Here is an 18,689-nt window from a genome sequence, read left to right on the forward strand (position 1 = left end):
GTTTTGGGGGGGCGTGTGTTTTGGTTGGGGCGGCCGGGGGCCGGCGGGGGGGGGCGCGCCCCCCCCCCCCCCCCCCCCCCCCCCCCCCCACGTCCGCACCGGACACAACCTCAAGGTTCACCCAAGCCCCCTTGTCCGGATGTGGCGCCGGTTACACGATGATGTCTCGGATGGCGGGGAGAACCCGCCACCTCGGCCACAGGGGGTGGACGGTGGAACGACCGTGGGGGCTGACGGGCCCGGAGTTCCTGAACATCTACGCGATCGCGCTGTGCGGCGCGGTCGCCTTCGCCCTGGTCGTCAGGGCGCTCACCAGGTCCGGCCGCGGAGCCGCCGACGTGGCGCAGCGGCTCACACTCGACGAGCTGGCCCACCTGGCCGGTGGCCCGCGGCGCGTCCTGGAGGCGTCCGTCGCCCGGCTGGTCGACGCCGAGGTGCTGCGCCCCTCCCGCGGGGGGACCGTGCAGGTCGTCAAGGGCGCGACCGCGGCGAACCCGGTGGACCAGGTCGTGGTGGCCGACGCGCGCCAGCACTCGCGGCGCACCCTCGGCCTGATGATCTCCGCTCTCGCCGACCACCGGGTGCTGGACGACCTGCGCGACCGGCTGGTCTCGCTCGGCCTGCTGGTCGACCCCGCCCTCGCCAGGTCGCGGGCACGACTGAGCGCCCTGCCGGTGGCCGTGCTGATCGTCGTGGGCGTCGCGCGCTGGATCAACGGACTGCGCATCGACGCTCCGGTCGGCTGGCTCAGCCTCCAGCTGGTGCTCAGCGCGGTGCTGCTGGCCCTGCTGCTGCGGAGCAAGAAGCACCAGCTCACCCGGAGGGGCACGCGGCTGCTCGCCGAGGTGCGTGCGCCGGGCACGACGCGGATCGGTGACGGGACGCTCGCGCTGGGCGGCGCGGCCGGGCTCGTCGCGCTCGGCGGCCTCACCGCGTACCCCGACCTGGCGGTGCGCAGCGCCCTCGTCGCCCAGTCCGCGCGCGGCGGCTGGAGCTCCTGCAGCGGCAGCTCCGGCTACGTCGCGACGGGGTCGAGCTGCTCGTCCGGCTCCAGCGCCTCCTCCTGCGGCGGCGGAGGCGGGGGCTGCGGGGGCGGCAGCTCGTAGGGTGACCACGTGAGCGAACCGGTTCTCCTGCTGCTGTGGGGCGTCGCGCTGGTCGGAAGCGTCGCGTGCGGCGTGCTGGGCAAGCGCGTCGCGGGGCGGCGCTCGGAGCGACCGCTGTCGCACGAGGAGGTCGGCTACCTCGGCGGCGGGCCCGTGCGCGCGGCCGAGGTGGCCGTGGCGGCCCTGGTGTCGGAGAACCGCGCGCGGTGGCACGGCGACCGGCTCGCCGCCGTCGGCGATCCGGCGGCACCGGCCTCCACCCCGCTCCAGGCACTCGTGCTGACGCTGCTGCACGCGGGTCCTCGACCGGTCGACGCGGTGCTCCGGGCGGCGGCGGAGGCTCCACCCGCGCGCCGCGTCGGGCAGGTCCTGCTGCGCGACGGGCTGCTGGCGGCACCGGGACAGCGGGTGCGCCGGGCGGTGCTGGCCGTGCTGCCGCTGCTCGTGGTCGTCGGAGCCGCCGTCGCGTGGACGATCTCGGGTGGACGGCTCGGCGCGGCGATCCCCGCGCTGGTGGTCTCGGTGGTCGCGCTGGTGGTCCTGCTGCGCGTGCCGCCGCCCCTGCTCACGACGGCGGGCGCGCGGGCGCGCTCCGCCGCGACCGCGGGCCTGGCCCCGGTCGACCCGGCGGAGATCACCGCGCGGTTCGGGTTGCGTCGCCCGGCCGCGGCTCCGCGCACCGCGCGGGAGCAACCGCGCGACACCGCCGTGTTCGACGGTGAAACCGCGGTGCCGCTGACCGCGTCCGAGGGAGTGCGACAGGTGCTCCCCCGCCGTCGCGGACGGCTGGAGATCCGGCCGCGCGGACACGGTGCGCTGTGGGCGGCGGGGTGGTTCACCGGCGGGTGGCTGGCGACCGGATGGCTGGCGGAAGGTGAGGACGACGGTGGCGACTGGAGCGGTGTGGACTTCGGCGACGAGGTCTGACCCGGCGGCGGAGGAACTCGGGTTCCTCACCGCCGGTCCCCGGCGCGCGGCGGAGGTCGCCGTGGTGCGACTGCTGGAGGCCGGACTGGTGCGGATCTCGCGAGACGGCGCGGTCAGCGCGGTCCACACGCGACCGTGGCCGGTCTCGCTGCTCCCGCTCACGGTCGCCGCGCTGAGCGTCGTGCGCTCGGGCACGCGGTCGCTGGGCGCGGTGGTGGAGGCCGTCGCCGGCACGCCGGAGGCGCTGGCGATGCGGGAGGACCTGGAGCGCCGGGGACTGCTCGCCAGCCGCGCCCGGCGGCGGGTGGTGTCCGTCCTCTCCGCCCTGCCGATCGTGCTGGTGGTCGTGCTCCTCCTCGCACCGGTCGCTCTCTGGTGGCCGCTCGGCGCGGCTCTGCTGACGCTGGTGCTGCGTGCGGTCACCCGCACGGCGCGTGCGCCGCTGCGGCCCGCGGGACGCGAGGCGATCGGCCGGGCCTGGTCCACGGTCCCGGCGACCGACCACCCGGTCCTGGTCGCGCTCAGCGGCATCGGCGGGCGCACCGGCCGCCACCGCTTCGGGCAGCCGGTGCACACGGCGCTCGGCCTGTCTCCGGCGGCCGTGGCCGAGCTGACCACCGGGAAGCGACGGCCTCGCCGCGGAAACGGCGGCACCGCGTCGACGGGGTGCGGCAGCGGTTGCGGCACGGCGTCGAGCTGCGGCGGCGGGAGCAGTTGCGGGTCCAGCGGAAGCAGTTGCGGTGGCGGCGGGGGTTGCGGCGGTGGCGGTGGCGGCGACTGACGATTCGACGGCGACCGGCCGGGCGCGGAAGCGGCGGCGAGCGGAGGAGGAACTGACGTGGGTGGAATCCCGGAACTGGGCGTCGGCATCGGCTGGCGGCCGGAGATCGACCTGACGGTGGAGCGGCTGCCCGGCGTCGACTTCGTGGAGGTCGTGGCGGAGAACCTGCACGCCGACGACCTGCCCGAGTCGGTGCGGGTGCTGCTGGACCGCGGGGTGCCGGTGCTGCCGCACGCGGTGTCGCTCTCGCTCGGCGGCGCCGACCCGGTGGACGCGCACCGCGTGGAGCACCTCGCCGCGGTCGCGGAGGCAGTCGGGTCGCCGCTGGTGAGCGACCACGTGTGCTTCGTGCGGGCCGGTGGGCTCGACTCCGGGCACCTCATGCCGGTCCCGCGCACCCGCGACGCGCTGGACGTGCTGGTGTCCAACGTCCGCGCGGCGCAGGCCGACCTGCCGGTGCCGCTCGCGCTGGAGAACGTGGCGGCGCTGCTGGAGTGGCCCGACGGCGAGCTGACCGAGGGGCAGTTCCTGGCCGACCTCGTGGAGCGCACGGACTGCTGGCTGCTGATCGACGTGGCGAACCTGCACGCGAACGCCGTCAACCTCGGCACGGACGCGAGCCGCTTCCTCGACGAGATCCCGCTGGAGCGCGTCGCGTACGTGCACGTGGCGGGCGGGGTGGAGCACGAGGGGATCTACCACGACACGCACGCGCACGCCGTGCGTCCCGAGGTGCTGGAGCTGCTGGGCGAGCTGCGCTCGCGGGTCAGCCCGCCCGGCGTGCTGCTGGAGAGGGACGAGAACTACCCGGCGGACAGCGAGCTGGCGCGGGAGCTGGCCGCCATCCGCGCGGTGCTGGCGAGGCACCCGTGACCGGTGAGCGGGACCAGCGGGAGCGGCTGGCCGCGGCGCAGGCCGGTCTGCTGCGCGCGCTGCTCGCGGGCGGCGACGTGCCGGAGGGGTTCGACCCGCAGCGGATCGCGGTCGAGGCGCGGGCGCTGCTCGCCAAGCGGCGCGGCATCGTCGCGATGCTGCGCCCGGACGTCGCCGACGAGCTGGGCGAGCGGTTCCGCCCGCTGTTCGACGCCTACGCGACGGCGCATCCGCGGGAGGCCGGCAGCCGGGCGCGGCAGGACGCCGCGGCGTTCGCGGAGTGGGCGGAAGAACGCGGTGAGCTGACTCCGCCACGTCGCCGCTGGTGGCGGCGCGGCGGCTGAGGAACACCTCGGCAGCAGACCCCTTCGCCGTGCTGACGACGTGAACGGTGCGTGAGCGCGCTTGCGGCATCCGTGGGGAAACCGCCGGTGAACTCTCCCCGATAGGACGTCGCACTCCTCCATAACAGATCGATAACGTCGATCCGGTCCGGGGGAAGTTCACACGAACAGGTGAGAGCTGAGGGGTTTGGCCATCTCCTCCGGACTGCGCGACCACAGGCGCGCACACCACCACCGGAGGTGTCAGTTGCGATCTGATCCACGACGACGACGGAGTGCGCGGTGGGGGGCCACCGCACTCGCGATCGGCCTCGTCACCGGCTCCGCGGGAACGGCGACCGCCGCGCCCGACGCACCGGCGGCCCTCGGCGGAGCGCCGGGGCACACCCGCACGGTCACCCTGATCACCGGCGACCGGGTCCTGCTCGACGACGAGGGCGCGACCCGCGGCGTGCTCACCGCTCCCGGCCGCGAGCGCACGCCCTTCTCCACCCGCACCGAGAACGGGCACCAGTTCGTGGTCCCGGCGGACGCCGCGCGGCTCGTCGCCTCCGGGGCGCTCGACCCGCGGCTGTTCGACGTCACGGAACTGGTCCGGTTCGGCTACGAGGACCGCCTGCGCGACGACCTGCCGCTGATCGTGACGCCCGCGACCGGGCAGCAGCTCGCGGCGCAGACGCTGAGCGCAGCCGGTGTGGACGTGCGGCGGGAACTGCCCGCGGCCCGCTCGCTGGCGGTGACGACCAACCGCTCGACCAGCGCGTGGGAGGCGCTGACCAGCGGTTCCACCCTGGAGAAGGTGTGGCTGGACGGCAAGCGCACCACGTCACTGGACCGCAGCGTGCCGCAGATCGGTGCGCCCGCGGCCTGGGAGGCGGGCCACACCGGCGAGGGCGTGCGAGTCGCCGTCCTCGACACCGGAGTCGACGAGACGCACCCGGACCTCGTCGGCCAGGAGGTCGCCGCGGAGAACTTCACGGGCACCGGCACGGGTGCCGACGGCCACGGCCACGGCACGCACGTCGCCTCGACCGTCGCGGGCACCGGGGCGCACAACGGCGGGAAGTACCGCGGCGTCGCCTCCGGCGCGGACCTGATCGACGGCAAGGTCCTCACCGACGGCGGCAGCGGCCAGGAGTCGTGGATCATCGCCGGGATGGAGTGGGCGGTCGCGCAGGGCGCCGACGTCGTCAACATGAGCCTCGGCGGCGGCGACTCCCCCGGCGTCGACCCGATGGAGGCCGCCGTCAACCGGCTGTCGGAGTCCGGGGTGCTGTTCGTCGTCGCGGCGGGCAACTCCGGCGCTCCGGAGACCATCGGGTCTCCCGGCAGCGCGGACGCGGCGCTGACCGTGGGCGCGGTGGACCGCGACGACTCCCTCGCGCCGTTCTCCAGCCGGGGACCGCGCACCGGTGACGGTGCCGTCAAGCCCGACATCACCGCGCCCGGCGTGGAGATCGCCGCGGCCCGGTCCAGCACCGGCGTGATCGGCACGCCGGTGGAGGACGGCTACGTCGCGCTGTCCGGCACGTCGATGGCCACCCCGCACGTGGCGGGCGCCGCGGCGATCCTGGCCCAGCAGCACCCGGACTGGCCCGGTTCCCGGATCAAGGCCGCGCTGATGGCGTCGGCGAAGCCCAACCCCGACCTGAACGTCCACCAGCAGGGCGCGGGCCGGGTGGACGTCGCCGCGGCCGTCGCCCAGACCGTGACGGCCGAACCGGCCAGCGTCAGCCTGGGCACGCAGCAGTGGCCGCACGGCGACGACGAGCCGGTCACCAGGGAGATCACCTACCGCAACACGGGCACCGAGCCGCTGACGCTGGACCTCGCGATCGACGCCACCGGACCGGAGGGCGACGCCGCTCCCGGCGGTCTGCTGTCGGTCTCGCCGGAGCGGATCACCGTGCCGGCCGGGGGCGAGGCCACGGCCGTCCTCACCGGCGACACCTCGGTGGAGGCGCCCGACGGCTTCTACAGCGGCACGCTGACCGCGACCGGCGGAGACCTCGCGGTCCGGACACCGCTCGCGATCGACCGGGAGGTGGAGAGCTACTCCCTGACCGTCAACACCCTCGACCGGGAGGGCGAGCCGGTCAGCGAGCCCTCCACCTACCTGGTCAACCTCGACACGGGCCGCCGCCTCGACGGGCGCGCCACCGACGGCTCGCTCACGGTGCGCGCGCCGAAGGGCGAGTACTTCGCGGCCTCGTTCGTGGTGGTCGGCGAGACGGCGGCGGACCTGCTGATCAGCCCGTCCCTGGTGGTCGCGGGCGACACGGAGGTCACCTTCGACGGCCGTGAGGCGCGTCCGGTGTCGATCACCGGACCGGACCCGGCCGCGCAGAGCCTGATCGCCGACATCGGCACGCTCCGCACCAAGGGCCGGACGTCCACCGGCTACGGCGCCGCGTTCCTCGGCGGTTTCGGCGACTCGCGGATCGGGCAGGTCGGACCGGCCCCGTCCGAGGGCGAGTTCCTGTTCCAGATCAACCAGCAGGACGAGGTGCCGTCCACCACGTCGACCTACCGGTACGCCTTCCCCGGCAGCGGTGAGCTGCCCGACGGCTTCACCCGCGTGGTGCGTGCGAACGAGCTGGCCGAGGTGCGCCGCTCGGTCGGCGTGACCCCGAAGGGCGCGCGGGCGCTGCTCGGCGCCATGCCCTCGAGCGACGTCGGCGGGTGGGGTTCGCTGACCGAGGTGCCCGCGCCCGGCACCGCGGTGGACCACGTCACGACCGCGACGCCGTGGTCCACGCTGTTCCTCCAGGTCGGCGCGGACGGGCAGGTGCAGGCGGACATCAGCTCGCCCGAGCGCACCCACCGGGCCGGCGGCGTCTACGAGGAGCGGGTCAACCACGGGATCTTCTCCCCGTCGAACCCGTACGTGAAGCGGCTGGGCGACGACCTGCGGGTGTCGATCCCGCTGTTCACCGACAGCCAGGGCGGCGCCGGGTTCTCCGCGGTCGACTCCGCGCGCACCACCGTGTACCGGGGCGCGGAGAAGATCGGCGAGACGGCCGACGACGGCTACGGCGAGTTCGTGCTGCCCGCCGGTCGGGGCCAGTACCGCCTGGAGACCGAGGCCACCAGGTCCGGGGTGTCCGAGCTGAGCACGAAGGTCACCGGCTCCTGGACGTTCCGGTCCGGCACGGTCGGCGGGGAGGAGTGGCGGTCGCTGCCGGTCTCGGTGATCCGGTTCGACGCGCGGCTCGACGCCGACGGGAGCACGAGGGCGGGCCGGACGATCGCGGTGCCGCTGTCGGTGCAGCAGCAGGAGGACGCCGAGAGCGGCCGGTTCGGCCGGTTCGACGTGCAGGTGTCCTTCGACGACGGCGCCACGTGGTCGAGGGTCCCGGTCGTCGGCAGGACCGCGCTGGTGCGCAACCCGGCCGAGCCGGGCTTCGCATCGCTGAAGGTCAGCGCGCGCGACTCGCGGGGCAACGAGACGACCCAGCAGGTGATCAGGGCCTACAAGATCGCGGAGTAGTCCGCGAACCGGCCGTTCGAGCACCGCGGGCGCGCGTCCACACCGGACCGCGCCCGCGGGCGTCGGACGATCACGGCAGAGCGGCGACCAGTTCCGCGGCGGGGACGCGGGTGCCGGTGTAGAACGGCGTCTCCTCGCGCACGTGCATCCGCGCCTCGGTGCCGCGCAGGTGGCGCATCAGGTCGAGGATGCGGTGCAGCTCGTCGGCCTCGAACGCGAGCATCCACTCGTAGTCGCCGAGCGCGAACGACGCGACCGTGTTGGCCCGCACGTCCGGGAAGTCCCGCGCCTCCTTGCCGTGGTCCGCCAGCATCTTGCGACGGTCCTCGTCGGGCAGCAGGTACCACTCGTAGGACCGCACGAACGGGTACACGCAGACGTACTTGCGCGGCTCCTCGCCCGCGAGGAACGCGGGGATGTGGCTGCGGTTGAACTCGGCGGGCCGGTGCAGCGCGACCTGGCTCCACACCGGCTGCGACACGCGGCCGACGGCCGTGCGGCGGAAGCCCGTGTAGGCGGCCTGCACCTGCTCGATCTCCTCGGCGTGCCACCAGATCATGTAGTCGGCGTCGGCCCGCAGGCCCGCGAGGTCGTAGACGCCGCGCACGACGACGCCCTTGCCCTCCAGCGCGTCCAGGTACTCCTGCGCCTCCGTCGCGGCCAGGCCGCGGTCGTCGGGCAGGCGACCGGCCTCGACCTTGAAGACCGACCACGCGGTGTAGCGGATGGTGTCGTTCAGCTCCGTGTAGTTCAGGCGCGACATGGCTCCATCATCTCTCGTCAGTTCCGCATCCTGCCCAGCAGGTGCGCGGCGACGCGGGCGGCGGCGGCGTCGGCCGTCGCGATGCACGCGGGCACACCCACACCGTGCAGCGCCGCACCGGCGACCGCGAGTCCCGGGACGGTCCCGACCGCGCTCTCGATGCGCTCCACCAGGTCCAGGTGCCCCACTCCGTACTGCGGCAGACCGCCGCCCCAGCGCGTGACGACCGCGTCCACGGGCACCGCGGTGACGCCGGTCAGCTCGGCGAGGTCGCGGCGCACCGCGGTCACCAGGTCGGCGTCGTCGCGCTGGAGCAGCGCCGTCTCACCGAACCGGCCCACCGAGCCGCGCACCAGCACCGGCTCGCCGTCCAGGTGGGCCCACTTGCGGCTGGAGAAGGTGAACGCCTTGGCGGTGAACGGCGTCCCGTCGGCGTGCCGCTCCCCCTCGGCGAGCAGCACGCCGGAGCGGTCGGGCAGCTCGGTGCCCGGCGGCAGCGCCAGCGCCACGACCGCCATCGAGGCGACCTCGATCCGGCCGTACCCCTCGGCGGCCACCGGCGCGACGCCGGTGAGCAGCTTCCGCGCGGCCGGGGCCGGCACGGCGAGGACGACGCCGTCGACGTCCAGCAGCCGCGGGTTCGCGGCCGAGCCGATCTCGACGTGCCAGCCGCGCTCGTGCCGGCGGATCTCCCGCACCGGCAGCCCGAGCCGGACCTCCGCCTCCGCCACCTCGGCGAGCCGCCGCACGAGGCCCGCGAGACCACCGAGCAGCGTGCCGAACACCGGGGGCCTCCTCCCGCGCGGCTGCGGCGGCGCGGGCATCGCGGTGGCCGCCGCGGCGAGCAGCGATCCCGCACCGGCGTCCAGCGCCGTCGCGAGCTGCGGCATCGTGGCCCGCAGGCTCAGCAGGTCCGTGCGGCCCGCGTAGACCCCGCCCAGCAGCGGCCCCACCAGGCGGTCTCCCACCTCCGGCCCGAACCGCTCGGTCAGCAGGCGGCCCACGGCGACGTCCGCGCCGTTCAGCCGGATCGGGGGCAGGTGGGGCTCGGCCTCCACGCGGCGCACCGCGTCGGCGGAGAGCACCGAGCGCACCGCCTCGACCGAGGCCGGCACGCCCAGCACGGTGTGCGCGGGCACCGGGCGGACCTCGCCGCCCGCGCGGATCGAGGCGGTCGCGGCGGTGGGGTGCACCAGGTCGTCGCCGAGCCCGAGCGCGTCGACCAGCTCGGCGGCCTCCGGCCTGCGGTGCAGGAACGCCTCGGCGCCGACGTCGTAGGGGCGTCCGCCGACCTCGACCGTCCGCAGCTTCCCGCCGAGGTCGCCGGCCCCCTCGACCACGGTGATCCGCGCCTGCGGTCCCAGCAGCATCCGGAGCCTGTGCGCGGTGGCGAGACCGGAGATCCCGCCACCGACGACCGCCACGTGCGGAGGAGTCATCTCAGGCCGTGCACCAGTTCGACCGCCCACGTGATGACCTCGGGATCGGTGTCGGGCAGCACGCCGTGCCCCAGGTTGAAGACGTGACCGGCCGCCGCGCGCCCCTCGGCGTGGATGCGGCGGATCTCCGCCTCCAGCGCGGGACGCCCGGCGAACAGCAGGGCCGGGTCCAGGTTGCCCTGCACGACCGGCTTCGGCAGGTCCGGCGCGGCCTCCTGGAGACGCCGCACGGCCGTGTCGAGGGGGGTGCGCCAGTCGACGCCGACGACGTCTGCCCCCGCCTCGCGCATGGCGGGCAGCAGCTCACCGGTGCCGACGCCGAAGTGGATGCGCGGCACGCCCGCGTCCGCGAGCCCGCCCAGGACGCGCCGCGAGTGCGGCAGGACGAACCGGCGGTAGTCGCGTTCGGACAGTGCGCCCGCCCAGGAGTCGAACAGCTGCACGGCCGACACACCGGCCTCGACCTGCAGCCGCAGGAAGGTCGACGTGATGCCCGCGAGCTTGTCCAGCAGCGCGTGCCAGGTGTCCGGGTCGGAGTGCATGAGCGCCTTGGTGCGCTCGTGGTTGCGGCTGGGACCGCCCTCCACGAGGTAGGACGCGAGGGTGAACGGAGCGCCGGCGAAGCCGATCAGCGGTGTGCCGCCCAGCTCGGCGAGCAGCAGGCCGATGGCGTCGAGGACCGGCCGCACCTGCTCGGGCTCCAGCTCGGGCAGCGCGGCGACGTCGGCGGCGCTGCGCACCGGGTTCGCCACCACGGGCCCGGTGCCCGGCACGATGTCCAGGTCGATCCCGGCCGCCTTCAGCGGCACCACGATGTCGCTGAACAGGATGGCGCCGTCCACGTCGTGCCTGCGGACCGGCTGCATCGTGATCTCGCAGACCATCTCCGGGTCCGTGCAGGCGTCGAGCATCGCCGTGCCCTCGCGGAGCTTGCGGTACTCGGGGAGCGAGCGGCCCGCCTGGCGCATGAACCAGACCGGGGTGCGGGAGGGGGTGCCGCCGCGCGCGGCCACCAGCAGGGGGGCTTCGGAGAGCGCGGTGGCGGGCACGGCGCTCGTCGACTCGGTGTTCGTCATCTCGCCGTCAATCGTCCCACGCGTCGAGACGGCGCCGCCCCGTGGTCTTGCTCGCACGGCCCGGCGCGCCGTCATCACCCGGTGGGACCGATGGGCTTACAGTCCGTGTGTGACCGGGATGTCGGGAGAACCCGAGCTGTTCCGGCGGGCGGTGGAGACGCTGAAGTCGGGCCGGCCCCGACCTGAGGTGGAGTACGCGGAGGTCCGCCCGCCGCAGCGGCTCGCGCCGTGGGCGTACGCCGTGACCGCCGAGGTCACCGGGCCGGGTGATGAGCTGTCGACCGGCCGCCTCGTGCTGCTGCACGACCCCGAGGGCGTCGAGGCGTGGGGCGGCGTCTTCCGGCTCGTGGTGTTCGTCCGCGTGGAGCTGGACCCCGACCTCGCCCGCGACCCGCTGCTGCCCGAGGTGGGGTGGTCGTGGCTGACCGACGCGCTGGAGGGCACCGGGGCCGGGTGGGCGGCGCTGGGCGGCACGGTGACCCAGACCTCCTCGGCCCGCTTCGGCGACATCTCCGGACCGCCGCGCACCGACGACCTGGAGCTGCGGGCCTCGTGGACCGCCGTCGACGCCGACCTGCGCGCGCACGGGTGCGCGTTCAGCGACCTGATGGTGAGCGCCGTGGGGCTGCCGCCGGTGGGCGTGACGGTGTTCGGCCAGCGCCAGGGCTCCTGAGCACCGGCCGGACAGCACCCGTCACTCGTCGTTCGCGCGCAGCACGCGCAGCACGTTCGCGCCCGCCAGCTTGGTGAGGTCGTCCTCGCGCCAGCCGCGGTCGAGCAGCTCGGCGAACAGCCGCGGGTAGCCCGACACGTCCTCCAGGCCCTCCGGGAGGGTCTTCACGCCGTCGTAGTCGCCGCCGAGCCCGATGTGGTCGATCCCGGCGACCTCGCGCGCGTGCTCCAGGTGGGTCACGACGTCGTGCAGGGTCACCGCGGGCGGCGGGCCGCCGGCGGTCCAGGTGGCCTCGAAGCGGTCCCGCGCGGTCAGGTCGTTGTGCTTCTCCCCCGCCGCGTCCATCGCGTCGCGCAACCGGTCCTCCCACTCGACGTAGCGCTGGGACACGAACCGCGGCACGAACGTGATCATGCAGACGCCGTCGCGGGCGGCCAGCTCGGCGAGGACGTCGTCGGGCACGTTGCGCGGGTGGTCGGCCACCGCCCGGCACGACGAGTGGCTGAAGATCACCGGCCTGCTGCTGACCGCCAGCGCGTCGCGCATGGTGGTGGGTGCCACGTGGGAGAGGTCGACGATCATCCCGATGCGGTTCATCTCGCGAACGACGTCCCGGCCGAATTCGCTGAGTCCGCCGTGAACCGGTTCGTCGGTCGCGGAATCTGCCCACGGAGTGTTCTCGTTGTGAGTCAGTGTCATGTACCGGACACCCGAACGGCGCAATGCCCTGAGCACTCCGAGTGACGAATTGATGCTGTGTCCACCCTCGGCACCGAGGAGGGACGCGATCCGGCCGTCGCGGAACGCGGACTCGGCCTCGGCGGCCGTCGTGGCCACCCTCAGGTGGTCCGGGTAGCGGTCCGCGAGGTCGCGGACGAGCTCCACCTGTTCGAACACCGCGGTGACCGCGGAGTCCCCCTCCAGGGAGCACGGGACCCACACCGACCAGAACTGCATACCGACCCGCCCCTCGCGCAGCTTCACGAGGTCCGTGTGCAGGTCGGACTGCCTGACGCGCAGGTCGACCCCGGCCGCCGCGGCGAAGACGTCACCGCCGCGGGGGCCCCGCGAGGGGGTCGTCGCGTCGGCCGTCTCCTCCTCCGCGCAGAGGTCGCGCAGGGCCCACGGGAGGTCGTTGTGGCCGTCGACGAGGGGGACGCGGCCCAGGAGGTCCCGCGCGCGGTCCGCGTTCGCAGTACTCGCCACTACATCAACTCCAAGATGTCGTTGTGAGCAGGACTCGTGTTACAGCCCCCGGCCAGTTGTCAACCGATCGTGTGACAGACGGGGTCATCCGTCACAACTCAATAGGGATAGATACCCGATTGATCGTCCCGCAGACCCGCTCGGGCGGCTACGCTGCCCCAGACGACACCACTTTCGGTCGATCAGTGGCGCGGCTGATTGGCCGAAAGTCCCGGTGCCGGTCGGGGGGCACGACCGACTCCAGGGAGGTAGTGACGTGGCTGCCGTCGGCTTAGGTCAGGCCGTTCGTACCACGCCAGCCGGCACGTTGCCGGCGAACATGGTCCCGCACCCGCGGGAGGAGCTGTTCTCAGTGCTGGTGGTCGACGACCACCCACTGCTGAGGGAGGCGATATCAGCTCGGCTCACCCAGATGGGAGCCGGGACAGTGCACGAGGCCGCATCGGTTGCAGAGGCTCGGGCGCGGGCTCTGGCAACCGGTCCTTGCGACCTCGCGATTCTCGATCTCGGTCTGCCGGACGGAACCGGCATCGACCTGGTCACGGAACTCCGTGCCCAGGGCTGGCCGCGGATCGTGGTCCTCGCATCGTCGGACGACCCCTATGCGGTCAGGTCGGCCTTCCAGGCAGGCGCTCAGGCGTACCTGCTGAAGTCCGCCTCGCCCATGGTGGTGACGGACGGCGTGCGCAGGGTCCTCGACGGCGGCGTCTACGCGGATCCGAGCGTGGCACCCGTGCTCGCAGCGGGCACCAGGGTGCCGGGCACCGACAACACGCCGCGGGAACTCTCCGCGCGTGAGGTCGAGGTCCTCCAGCTGGTCGCCGATGGCCAGAGCAACAAGGAGATCGGCGAAGCGCTCAGTCTCTCCGCGCTGACGGTGAAGTCTCACCTGTCGCGGATCGGGCGCAAGCTGGGCACCGGGGATCGGGCTCAGATGGTGGCGCTGGCGATGCGTGCCGGCGTCATCCGATGAACTCGTCACGCCACTGAACCGGCCGAACACACCCGCGAGTCACGTGTTCGTCGTAGGGTCATCCGCCGTGGATGCATCCGCCGACGAGCTGACCGAACCAACCGGAGCTGATCCGGTACCGCTGACGGAACCCGCTGACGGCGTTCCGCCGGTGGTGTCCGAACCCTCTGCGCTCCGGCGAGCCGCCTCGGCGCTCGCCGGAGCGAAAGGTCCGGTCGCGGTGGACACCGAGCGAGCCTCGGGCTACCGCTACTCGCAACGTGCCTACCTGGTGCAACTGCGCCGGGAAGGCGCCGGAACCGTGCTGGTCGATCCGATCGCCCTGGGTGGTCGGCTCGATCCGCTGGTCGAGGCCTTGCAGGGCACCGAGTGGGTGTTGCACGCGGCGTCTCAGGACCTGCCGTGCCTCGCCGAGCTCGGGCTCAGGCCGGCGATCCTCTTCGACACCGAGCTGGCGGGCAGGCTGGCCGGTTTCGAGAGGGTCGCCCTGGGCACGCTCGTCGAGCGCCTGCTCGGCTACAGGCTGGAGAAGGGGCACGGCGCGGCCGACTGGTCGCGCCGCCCCCTTCCCCCCGACTGGCTGAACTACGCGGCGCTCGACGTCGAACTGCTCGTCGAGCTGCGCGACGTGCTCGAGGAGGAGCTGCGCCGGCAGGGCAAGCTCGACTGGGCGCTGGAGGAGTTCGAGGCGGCGCGCACCGCACCGCCTCCGCGTCCCCGCGTCGAGCCGTGGCGCCGCACCTCCGGAATCCACCGCATCCGCAACCCGCGGCAGCTCGCCGCCGTGCGCGCGATGTGGGAGGCCAGGGACTCGATCGCGCGCGAGCGCGACATCGCGCCCGGCCGCGTGCTGCCCGACAGCGCGCTGGTCGAGGCGTCGGTGAAGAACCCGAAGACCGAGGCCGAGATGATCGCGCTGCCGGTCTTCCGCGGCAGGGCGCAGCGGCGCGGCGTCGGCACGTGGCTCGCCGCTCTGCGGCAGGCCGAGACGCTGGACAGGTCGGAGCTGCCCGACCCGTCGCCGCAGCACGACGGCCCGCCCCCGCCGAACCGGTGGGCCGACAAGGACCCGGCCGCGGCGGTGCGTCTGGCCGCCGCGCGGACGGCGCTGACCGCGGCGGCGGAGGCCAACACCCTCCCGGTGGAGAACCTGCTGCTGCCCGACCTGCTGCGACGCACGTGCTGGCAGCCCCCGGAGGACCTGAGCACCGAGGGCGTGGCCGAGGCGCTGCGGACCGGCGGTGCGCGGTCGTGGCAGGTGGAGCTGGCGGCGGCGGTGCTGGCCGAGGCGCTGCGCACGACACCGACCGTCTGACGGCCGATCTCGACGGGTGCCCCGCGCCCCGGTGGCGCGGGGCACCCGTGCGTTCGGCCGCGGCCCCCGGATTCCCGCACCGCGTCGACGTGCGCGGACCGCCCCGAGCGGGGTGTGATGCAGTCGACAGGCCCACCACAGTGGTTACCGGTCAGTAACACACGCTAGAGTTCGTGTTACCGGTCGGTAGCGGCGCTCGCGTCACCCGCGGGCTCCAACCGCACGACCTTCCTAGTCAGCACGAGTGAGGAGACGCCGTGGCCGCACCAGCAGCGCCGGCACCGAGCGGGCACGCGGTAGCGCGCAGCGTTCGGAACGTGGTCTTCGTGGACGGCGTGCGCACGCCGTTCGGCAAGGCGGGCCCCAGGGGAATCTTCGCGGAGACCCGTGCCGACGACATGGTCGTCAAGGTCATCCGCGAACTGCTGCGGCGTCACCCCGAACTGCCGCCCGAGCGGGTCGACGAGGTGGCCATCGCCGCCACGACCCAGATCGGCGACCAGGGCCTCACCATCGGCCGCACCGCCGCGCTGCTCGCCGGCCTGCCCAAGTCGGTCCCCGGTTACGCCGTCGACCGCATGTGCGCGGGCGCGATGACCGCCGTGACCACCTCGGCCAGCGGCATCGCCTTCGGCGCGTACGACGTGGTGATCGCGGGCGGCGTCGAGCACATGGGCCGTCACCCGATGGGCGAGGGCGTCGACCCGAACCCGCGCTTCCTGTCCGACCGGATCGTGGACACCTCCGCGCTGGTCATGGGCCAGACCGCGGAGAACCTGCACGACCGGTTCCCCGCCATCACCAAGGAGCGCGCGGACGCCTACGCCGCCGCGTCGCAGGCCAAGTACGCCGCGGCCCTGGAGGCGGGCAAGATCGGCCCCGAGTTCGTCACCGTGGCCACCCGCTCCGCCGAGAAGGGCTGGGGCCTGGCCACCGCCGACGAGCCCCCGCGCCCCGGCACCACCGTCGAGGACCTGGCGAAGCTGAAGACGCCGTTCCGCCCGCACGGCCGCGTCACCGCGGGCAACGCGGCGGGCCTGAACGACGGCGCGACCGGCTGCATCCTGGCCGAGGAGGAGACCGCTCGCGAGCTGGGTCTCCCCGTCGGGATGCGCCTGGTGGGCTACTCGTTCCTGGGCGTCGAGCCCGAGGTCATGGGCGTCGGCCCGGTGCCCGCGACGGAGAAGGCCCTCCAGCGCGCCGGTCTCACGATCGACGACATCGGCCTGTTCGAGATCAACGAGGCGTTCGCCGTGCAGGTCCTGGCGTTCCTCGACCACTTCGGCATCGCCGAGGACGATCCGCGGGTGAACCGGTGGGGTGGCGCCATCGCCACCGGTCACCCGCTGGCCTCCTCCGGCGTGCGCCTGATGACGCAGCTGTCGCGGCAGTTCGCCGAGCGTCCCGACGTGCGCTACGGCATCACCACCATGTGCATCGGCATCGGCATGGGCGGCACCGTGATCTGGGAGAACCCCAACTGGAACGGGGAGTCGAAGTGAGCACGTTCACCCCGCAGGACGCGAAGGCGCTGTTCCCGGACGAGGTCGTGACGCACGCCGTCACGCGCCTGGTCCGGGTTCCGGGCGTGCAGGGCCAGGTCGCGCTGATCACGATCGACAACGGGCTGGACCACACGCGGCCGTCGACGTTCGGCCCGCAGAGCCTGGTGAGCCTCGCGGCGGCGTTCGACGAGGCCGTCGCGGCGCAGCCCGCCGCCATCGCCGTCACCGGCAAGCCGTTCATCTTCGCCGTGGGCGCCGACCTGACCGCCGTGGAGGGAGCGTCCTCCCGCGACCAGGCGGTGCAGATCGGTCAGCTCGGCCACGACGTGTTCCGCAGGTTCACCGAGTCGACCGTCCCGACCTTCGCCTTCGTCAACGGCGCGGTCATGGGCGGGGGCCTGGAGCTGGCGCTGTCGTGCCACTACCGGACGCTGATCTCCAACGCGGCGGCCATCGCGCTGCCCGAGGTCTTCCTCGGCCTGTTCCCCGGCTGGGGCGGCACGCAGCTGCTGCCGAACCTGATCGGGCCGGACGACGCCGTCACGGTGATCTTCGAGAACGCGCTGAACCAGAACAAGATGCTCAAGCCCGCGCAGGCCGCGCAGCTGGGCGTCGTGGACGCGGTCTTCGACTCCGCGGACTACCTGGAGCAGTCGCTGGCGTGGCTGGCGCAGGTCCTGCGCGGCGAGGTCGTGCCCGCGCGCAAGGAGATCGACCGCGGCGAGGGCTGGGACGCCGCCGTGGCGCGCGCGAAGGCCATCGTGGACGGCCGCACGAAGGGCGCCGCTCCCGGCGCGCTCAAGGCGCTGGAGCTGCTGGAGCTGGCTCGGGAGAACGACCTCGACCGCGGGTACGCCGCCGAGACGCAGGCGCTGGCCGACGTCGTCATGAGCGACGAGCTGCGCGCCGGGCTGTACTCGTTCAACCTGGTGCAGAAGCGCGCCAAGCGGCCGGCCGGCGCGCCGGACAAGTCGCTGGCGCGCGAGGTCACCAAGGTCGGTGTCGTCGGCGCGGGCCTCATGGCCAGCCAGATGGCGCTGCTGTTCGTGCGCCGCCTGCACGTGCCCGTCGTGCTGACCGACGTGGACCAGTCCCGTGTGGACAAGGGCGTGGGCTACGTGCACGCCGAGATCGACAAGCTGCTGGGCAAGAAGCGCGTCTCGCCGGACGAGGCGAACCGGCTCAAGGCGCTGGTGTCCGGTTCGCTGGACAAGGCCGCCTTCGCCGACGCGGACTTCGTCATCGAGGCCGTGTTCGAGGACCTCGCGGTGAAGCAGCAGGTGTTCGCCGAGGTCGAGGAGCACGTCTCCCCCGAGGCGGTCCTCGCGACGAACACCTCGTCGCTGTCCATCACGGACATGGCGTCGAAGCTCGCGCACCCCGAGCGGGTCGTGGGCTTCCACTTCTTCAACCCGGTCGCGGTCATGCCGCTGCTGGAGATCGTGCGTGCCGAGCAGACCGACGACGCCACCCTCGCCACGGCGTTCGCGGTCGGCAAGCAGCTCAAGAAGTCCAGCGTGCTCGTCAAGGACGCGCCCGCGTTCGTCGTCAACCGCCTGCTGACCCGCTTCATGGGCGAGGTCGTCGCGGCGATCGACGAGGGCACGCCGTTCGAGGTGGCCGACCGGGCGACCGAGCCGCTGGGCCTGCCGATGAGCCCGCTGGTCCTGCTCCAGCTCGTCGGCTCGGCCGTCGCGCTGCACGTGGCGGAGACCGTGCACGGCGCGTTCCCCGACCGCTTCGGCGTGAGCGAGAACATGAAGCGCTTCGTCGAGGCCGGCAAGACCGCCGTGTGGCAGTGGGACGCGCAGGGCAGGCAGACCGTGGACCCCGAGGTCCAGGCCCTGTGGCAGTTCGGCGACACCGAGCTGACCGGCGAGCAGGTGCGCACGCGCGTGCTGGAGGCCGTGGCGCAGGAGATCCGGCTCATGCTGGACGAGGGCGTCGTGGCCGAGGCGCAGGACATCGACCTGTGCATGATCCTCGGCGCCGGGTGGCCGTTCTGGCTGGGCGGCATCACGCCGTACCTGGACCGGTCGGGCATCTCGGAGAGGGTCACGGGCAAGCGCTTCCTCGCGCCCGGCGTGGCCTCCGTTCCCGCCTGATCGTCGTCACCCACGAGGACCGTTCCCGCGCACCGCGGGGGCGGTCCTCGTGCCGTCACGGCCGTGGCGAGTGCGGAGCGTGGCGGCCGTGCGGCGAGCGAGTTGTGCGGTGT

15 protein-coding genes are annotated in these 18,689 nt (G+C 73.7%); 11 read left to right on the forward strand and 4 right to left on the reverse strand.

Annotated elements, in window-relative coordinates; all coding sequences use genetic code 11:
* Positions 1-212: 212 nt before the first annotated feature.
* The 6 genes from IMZ35_RS26475 to IMZ35_RS26500 all read left to right on the forward strand — a co-directional run bounded on the left by IMZ35_RS26475 (position 213) and on the right by IMZ35_RS26500 (position 7,521).
* The gene (locus IMZ35_RS26475) at positions 213-1,106 is read left to right on the forward strand and encodes a TIGR04222 domain-containing membrane protein (protein ID WP_199443906.1); all 894 of its coding nucleotides are present in this window, start codon (positions 213-215) and stop codon (positions 1,104-1,106) included.
* Positions 1,107-1,115: 9 nt separating this feature from the next.
* Positions 1,116-2,033: a TIGR04222 domain-containing membrane protein gene (locus tag IMZ35_RS26480; RefSeq protein ID WP_199443907.1), complete on the forward strand. Its 918-nt coding sequence runs from the start codon at positions 1,116-1,118 to the stop codon at positions 2,031-2,033.
* Complete coding sequence (locus IMZ35_RS26485) at positions 1,993-2,814, forward strand: TIGR04222 domain-containing membrane protein (protein WP_199443908.1); 822 nt, start codon at positions 1,993-1,995, stop codon at positions 2,812-2,814. Before IMZ35_RS26480 ends, IMZ35_RS26485 begins: the two co-directional genes overlap by 41 nt.
* A gap of 66 nt (positions 2,815-2,880) precedes the next feature.
* The gene (locus IMZ35_RS26490; protein WP_199443943.1) at positions 2,881-3,687 is read left to right on the forward strand and encodes an MbnB/TglH/ChrH family RiPP precursor modification enzyme; all 807 of its coding nucleotides are present in this window, start codon (positions 2,881-2,883) and stop codon (positions 3,685-3,687) included.
* Positions 3,684-4,031, forward strand: coding sequence for an SCO6045 C-terminal-like domain-containing protein (locus IMZ35_RS26495; RefSeq protein ID WP_199443909.1), 348 nt, complete (start codon positions 3,684-3,686; stop codon positions 4,029-4,031). Before IMZ35_RS26490 ends, IMZ35_RS26495 begins: the two co-directional genes overlap by 4 nt.
* Positions 4,032-4,278: 247 nt before the next feature.
* A complete protein-coding gene (locus tag IMZ35_RS26500) occupies positions 4,279-7,521 on the forward strand; it encodes a S8 family peptidase (protein WP_199443910.1) in 3,243 nt (1,080 codons plus the stop codon).
* Between the two features lie 70 nt (positions 7,522-7,591).
* Here the strand turns inward: IMZ35_RS26500 and hemQ are convergent, their stop codons facing one another.
* From hemQ to hemE, 3 genes are read right to left on the reverse strand one after another with little or no spacing between them, the layout of a single operon-like run.
* A complete protein-coding gene (gene hemQ / locus IMZ35_RS26505) occupies positions 7,592-8,284 on the reverse strand; it encodes a hydrogen peroxide-dependent heme synthase (RefSeq protein WP_199443911.1) in 693 nt (230 codons plus the stop codon).
* 17 nt (positions 8,285-8,301) lie between these two features.
* Entirely contained in the window at positions 8,302-9,723 is a 1,422-nt protein-coding gene (gene hemG / locus IMZ35_RS26510) for a protoporphyrinogen oxidase (RefSeq protein WP_199443912.1), read from the reverse strand.
* On the reverse strand, positions 9,720-10,799 hold the full coding sequence (gene hemE, locus IMZ35_RS26515; RefSeq protein WP_199443913.1) for a uroporphyrinogen decarboxylase: 1,080 nt from the start codon (positions 10,797-10,799) through the stop codon (positions 9,720-9,722). Before hemE ends, hemG begins: the two co-directional genes overlap by 4 nt.
* Positions 10,800-10,917: 118 nt before the next feature.
* Here hemE and IMZ35_RS26520 point away from each other — a divergent pair, with 118 nt between their 5' ends.
* Positions 10,918-11,472: a DUF3000 domain-containing protein gene (locus IMZ35_RS26520; RefSeq protein WP_229373335.1), complete on the forward strand. Its 555-nt coding sequence runs from the start codon at positions 10,918-10,920 to the stop codon at positions 11,470-11,472.
* Between the two features lie 21 nt (positions 11,473-11,493).
* Here the strand turns inward: IMZ35_RS26520 and IMZ35_RS26525 are convergent, their stop codons facing one another.
* Positions 11,494-12,678, reverse strand: a complete 1,185-nt coding sequence (locus IMZ35_RS26525; protein ID WP_199443915.1) for a dipeptidase — start codon at positions 12,676-12,678, stop codon at positions 11,494-11,496.
* A 256-nt stretch (positions 12,679-12,934) separates the two neighbouring features.
* On the opposite strand from IMZ35_RS26525, the gene IMZ35_RS26530 reads away from it, so the two are divergent.
* From IMZ35_RS26530 to IMZ35_RS26545, 4 genes are all read left to right on the forward strand, one after another.
* Positions 12,935-13,651, forward strand: coding sequence for a response regulator (locus tag IMZ35_RS26530; protein WP_053718177.1), 717 nt, complete (start codon positions 12,935-12,937; stop codon positions 13,649-13,651).
* A gap of 67 nt (positions 13,652-13,718) precedes the next feature.
* A complete protein-coding gene (locus IMZ35_RS26535) occupies positions 13,719-14,966 on the forward strand; it encodes a ribonuclease D (protein WP_199443916.1) in 1,248 nt (415 codons plus the stop codon).
* A 257-nt stretch (positions 14,967-15,223) separates the two neighbouring features.
* Positions 15,224-16,468, forward strand: coding sequence for a thiolase family protein (locus IMZ35_RS26540; protein ID WP_199443917.1), 1,245 nt, complete (start codon positions 15,224-15,226; stop codon positions 16,466-16,468).
* Positions 16,465-18,576, forward strand: a complete 2,112-nt coding sequence (locus IMZ35_RS26545) for a 3-hydroxyacyl-CoA dehydrogenase NAD-binding domain-containing protein (RefSeq protein ID WP_199443918.1) — start codon at positions 16,465-16,467, stop codon at positions 18,574-18,576. The genes IMZ35_RS26540 and IMZ35_RS26545 overlap by 4 nt, the downstream gene beginning before the upstream one ends.
* The last annotated feature ends 113 nt before the right edge of the window (positions 18,577-18,689 follow it).

Origin of the sequence: Umezawaea beigongshangensis (assembly GCF_016464305.1) — a bacterium.
Taxonomy (GTDB): domain Bacteria; phylum Actinomycetota; class Actinomycetes; order Mycobacteriales; family Pseudonocardiaceae; genus Umezawaea_A; species Umezawaea_A beigongshangensis.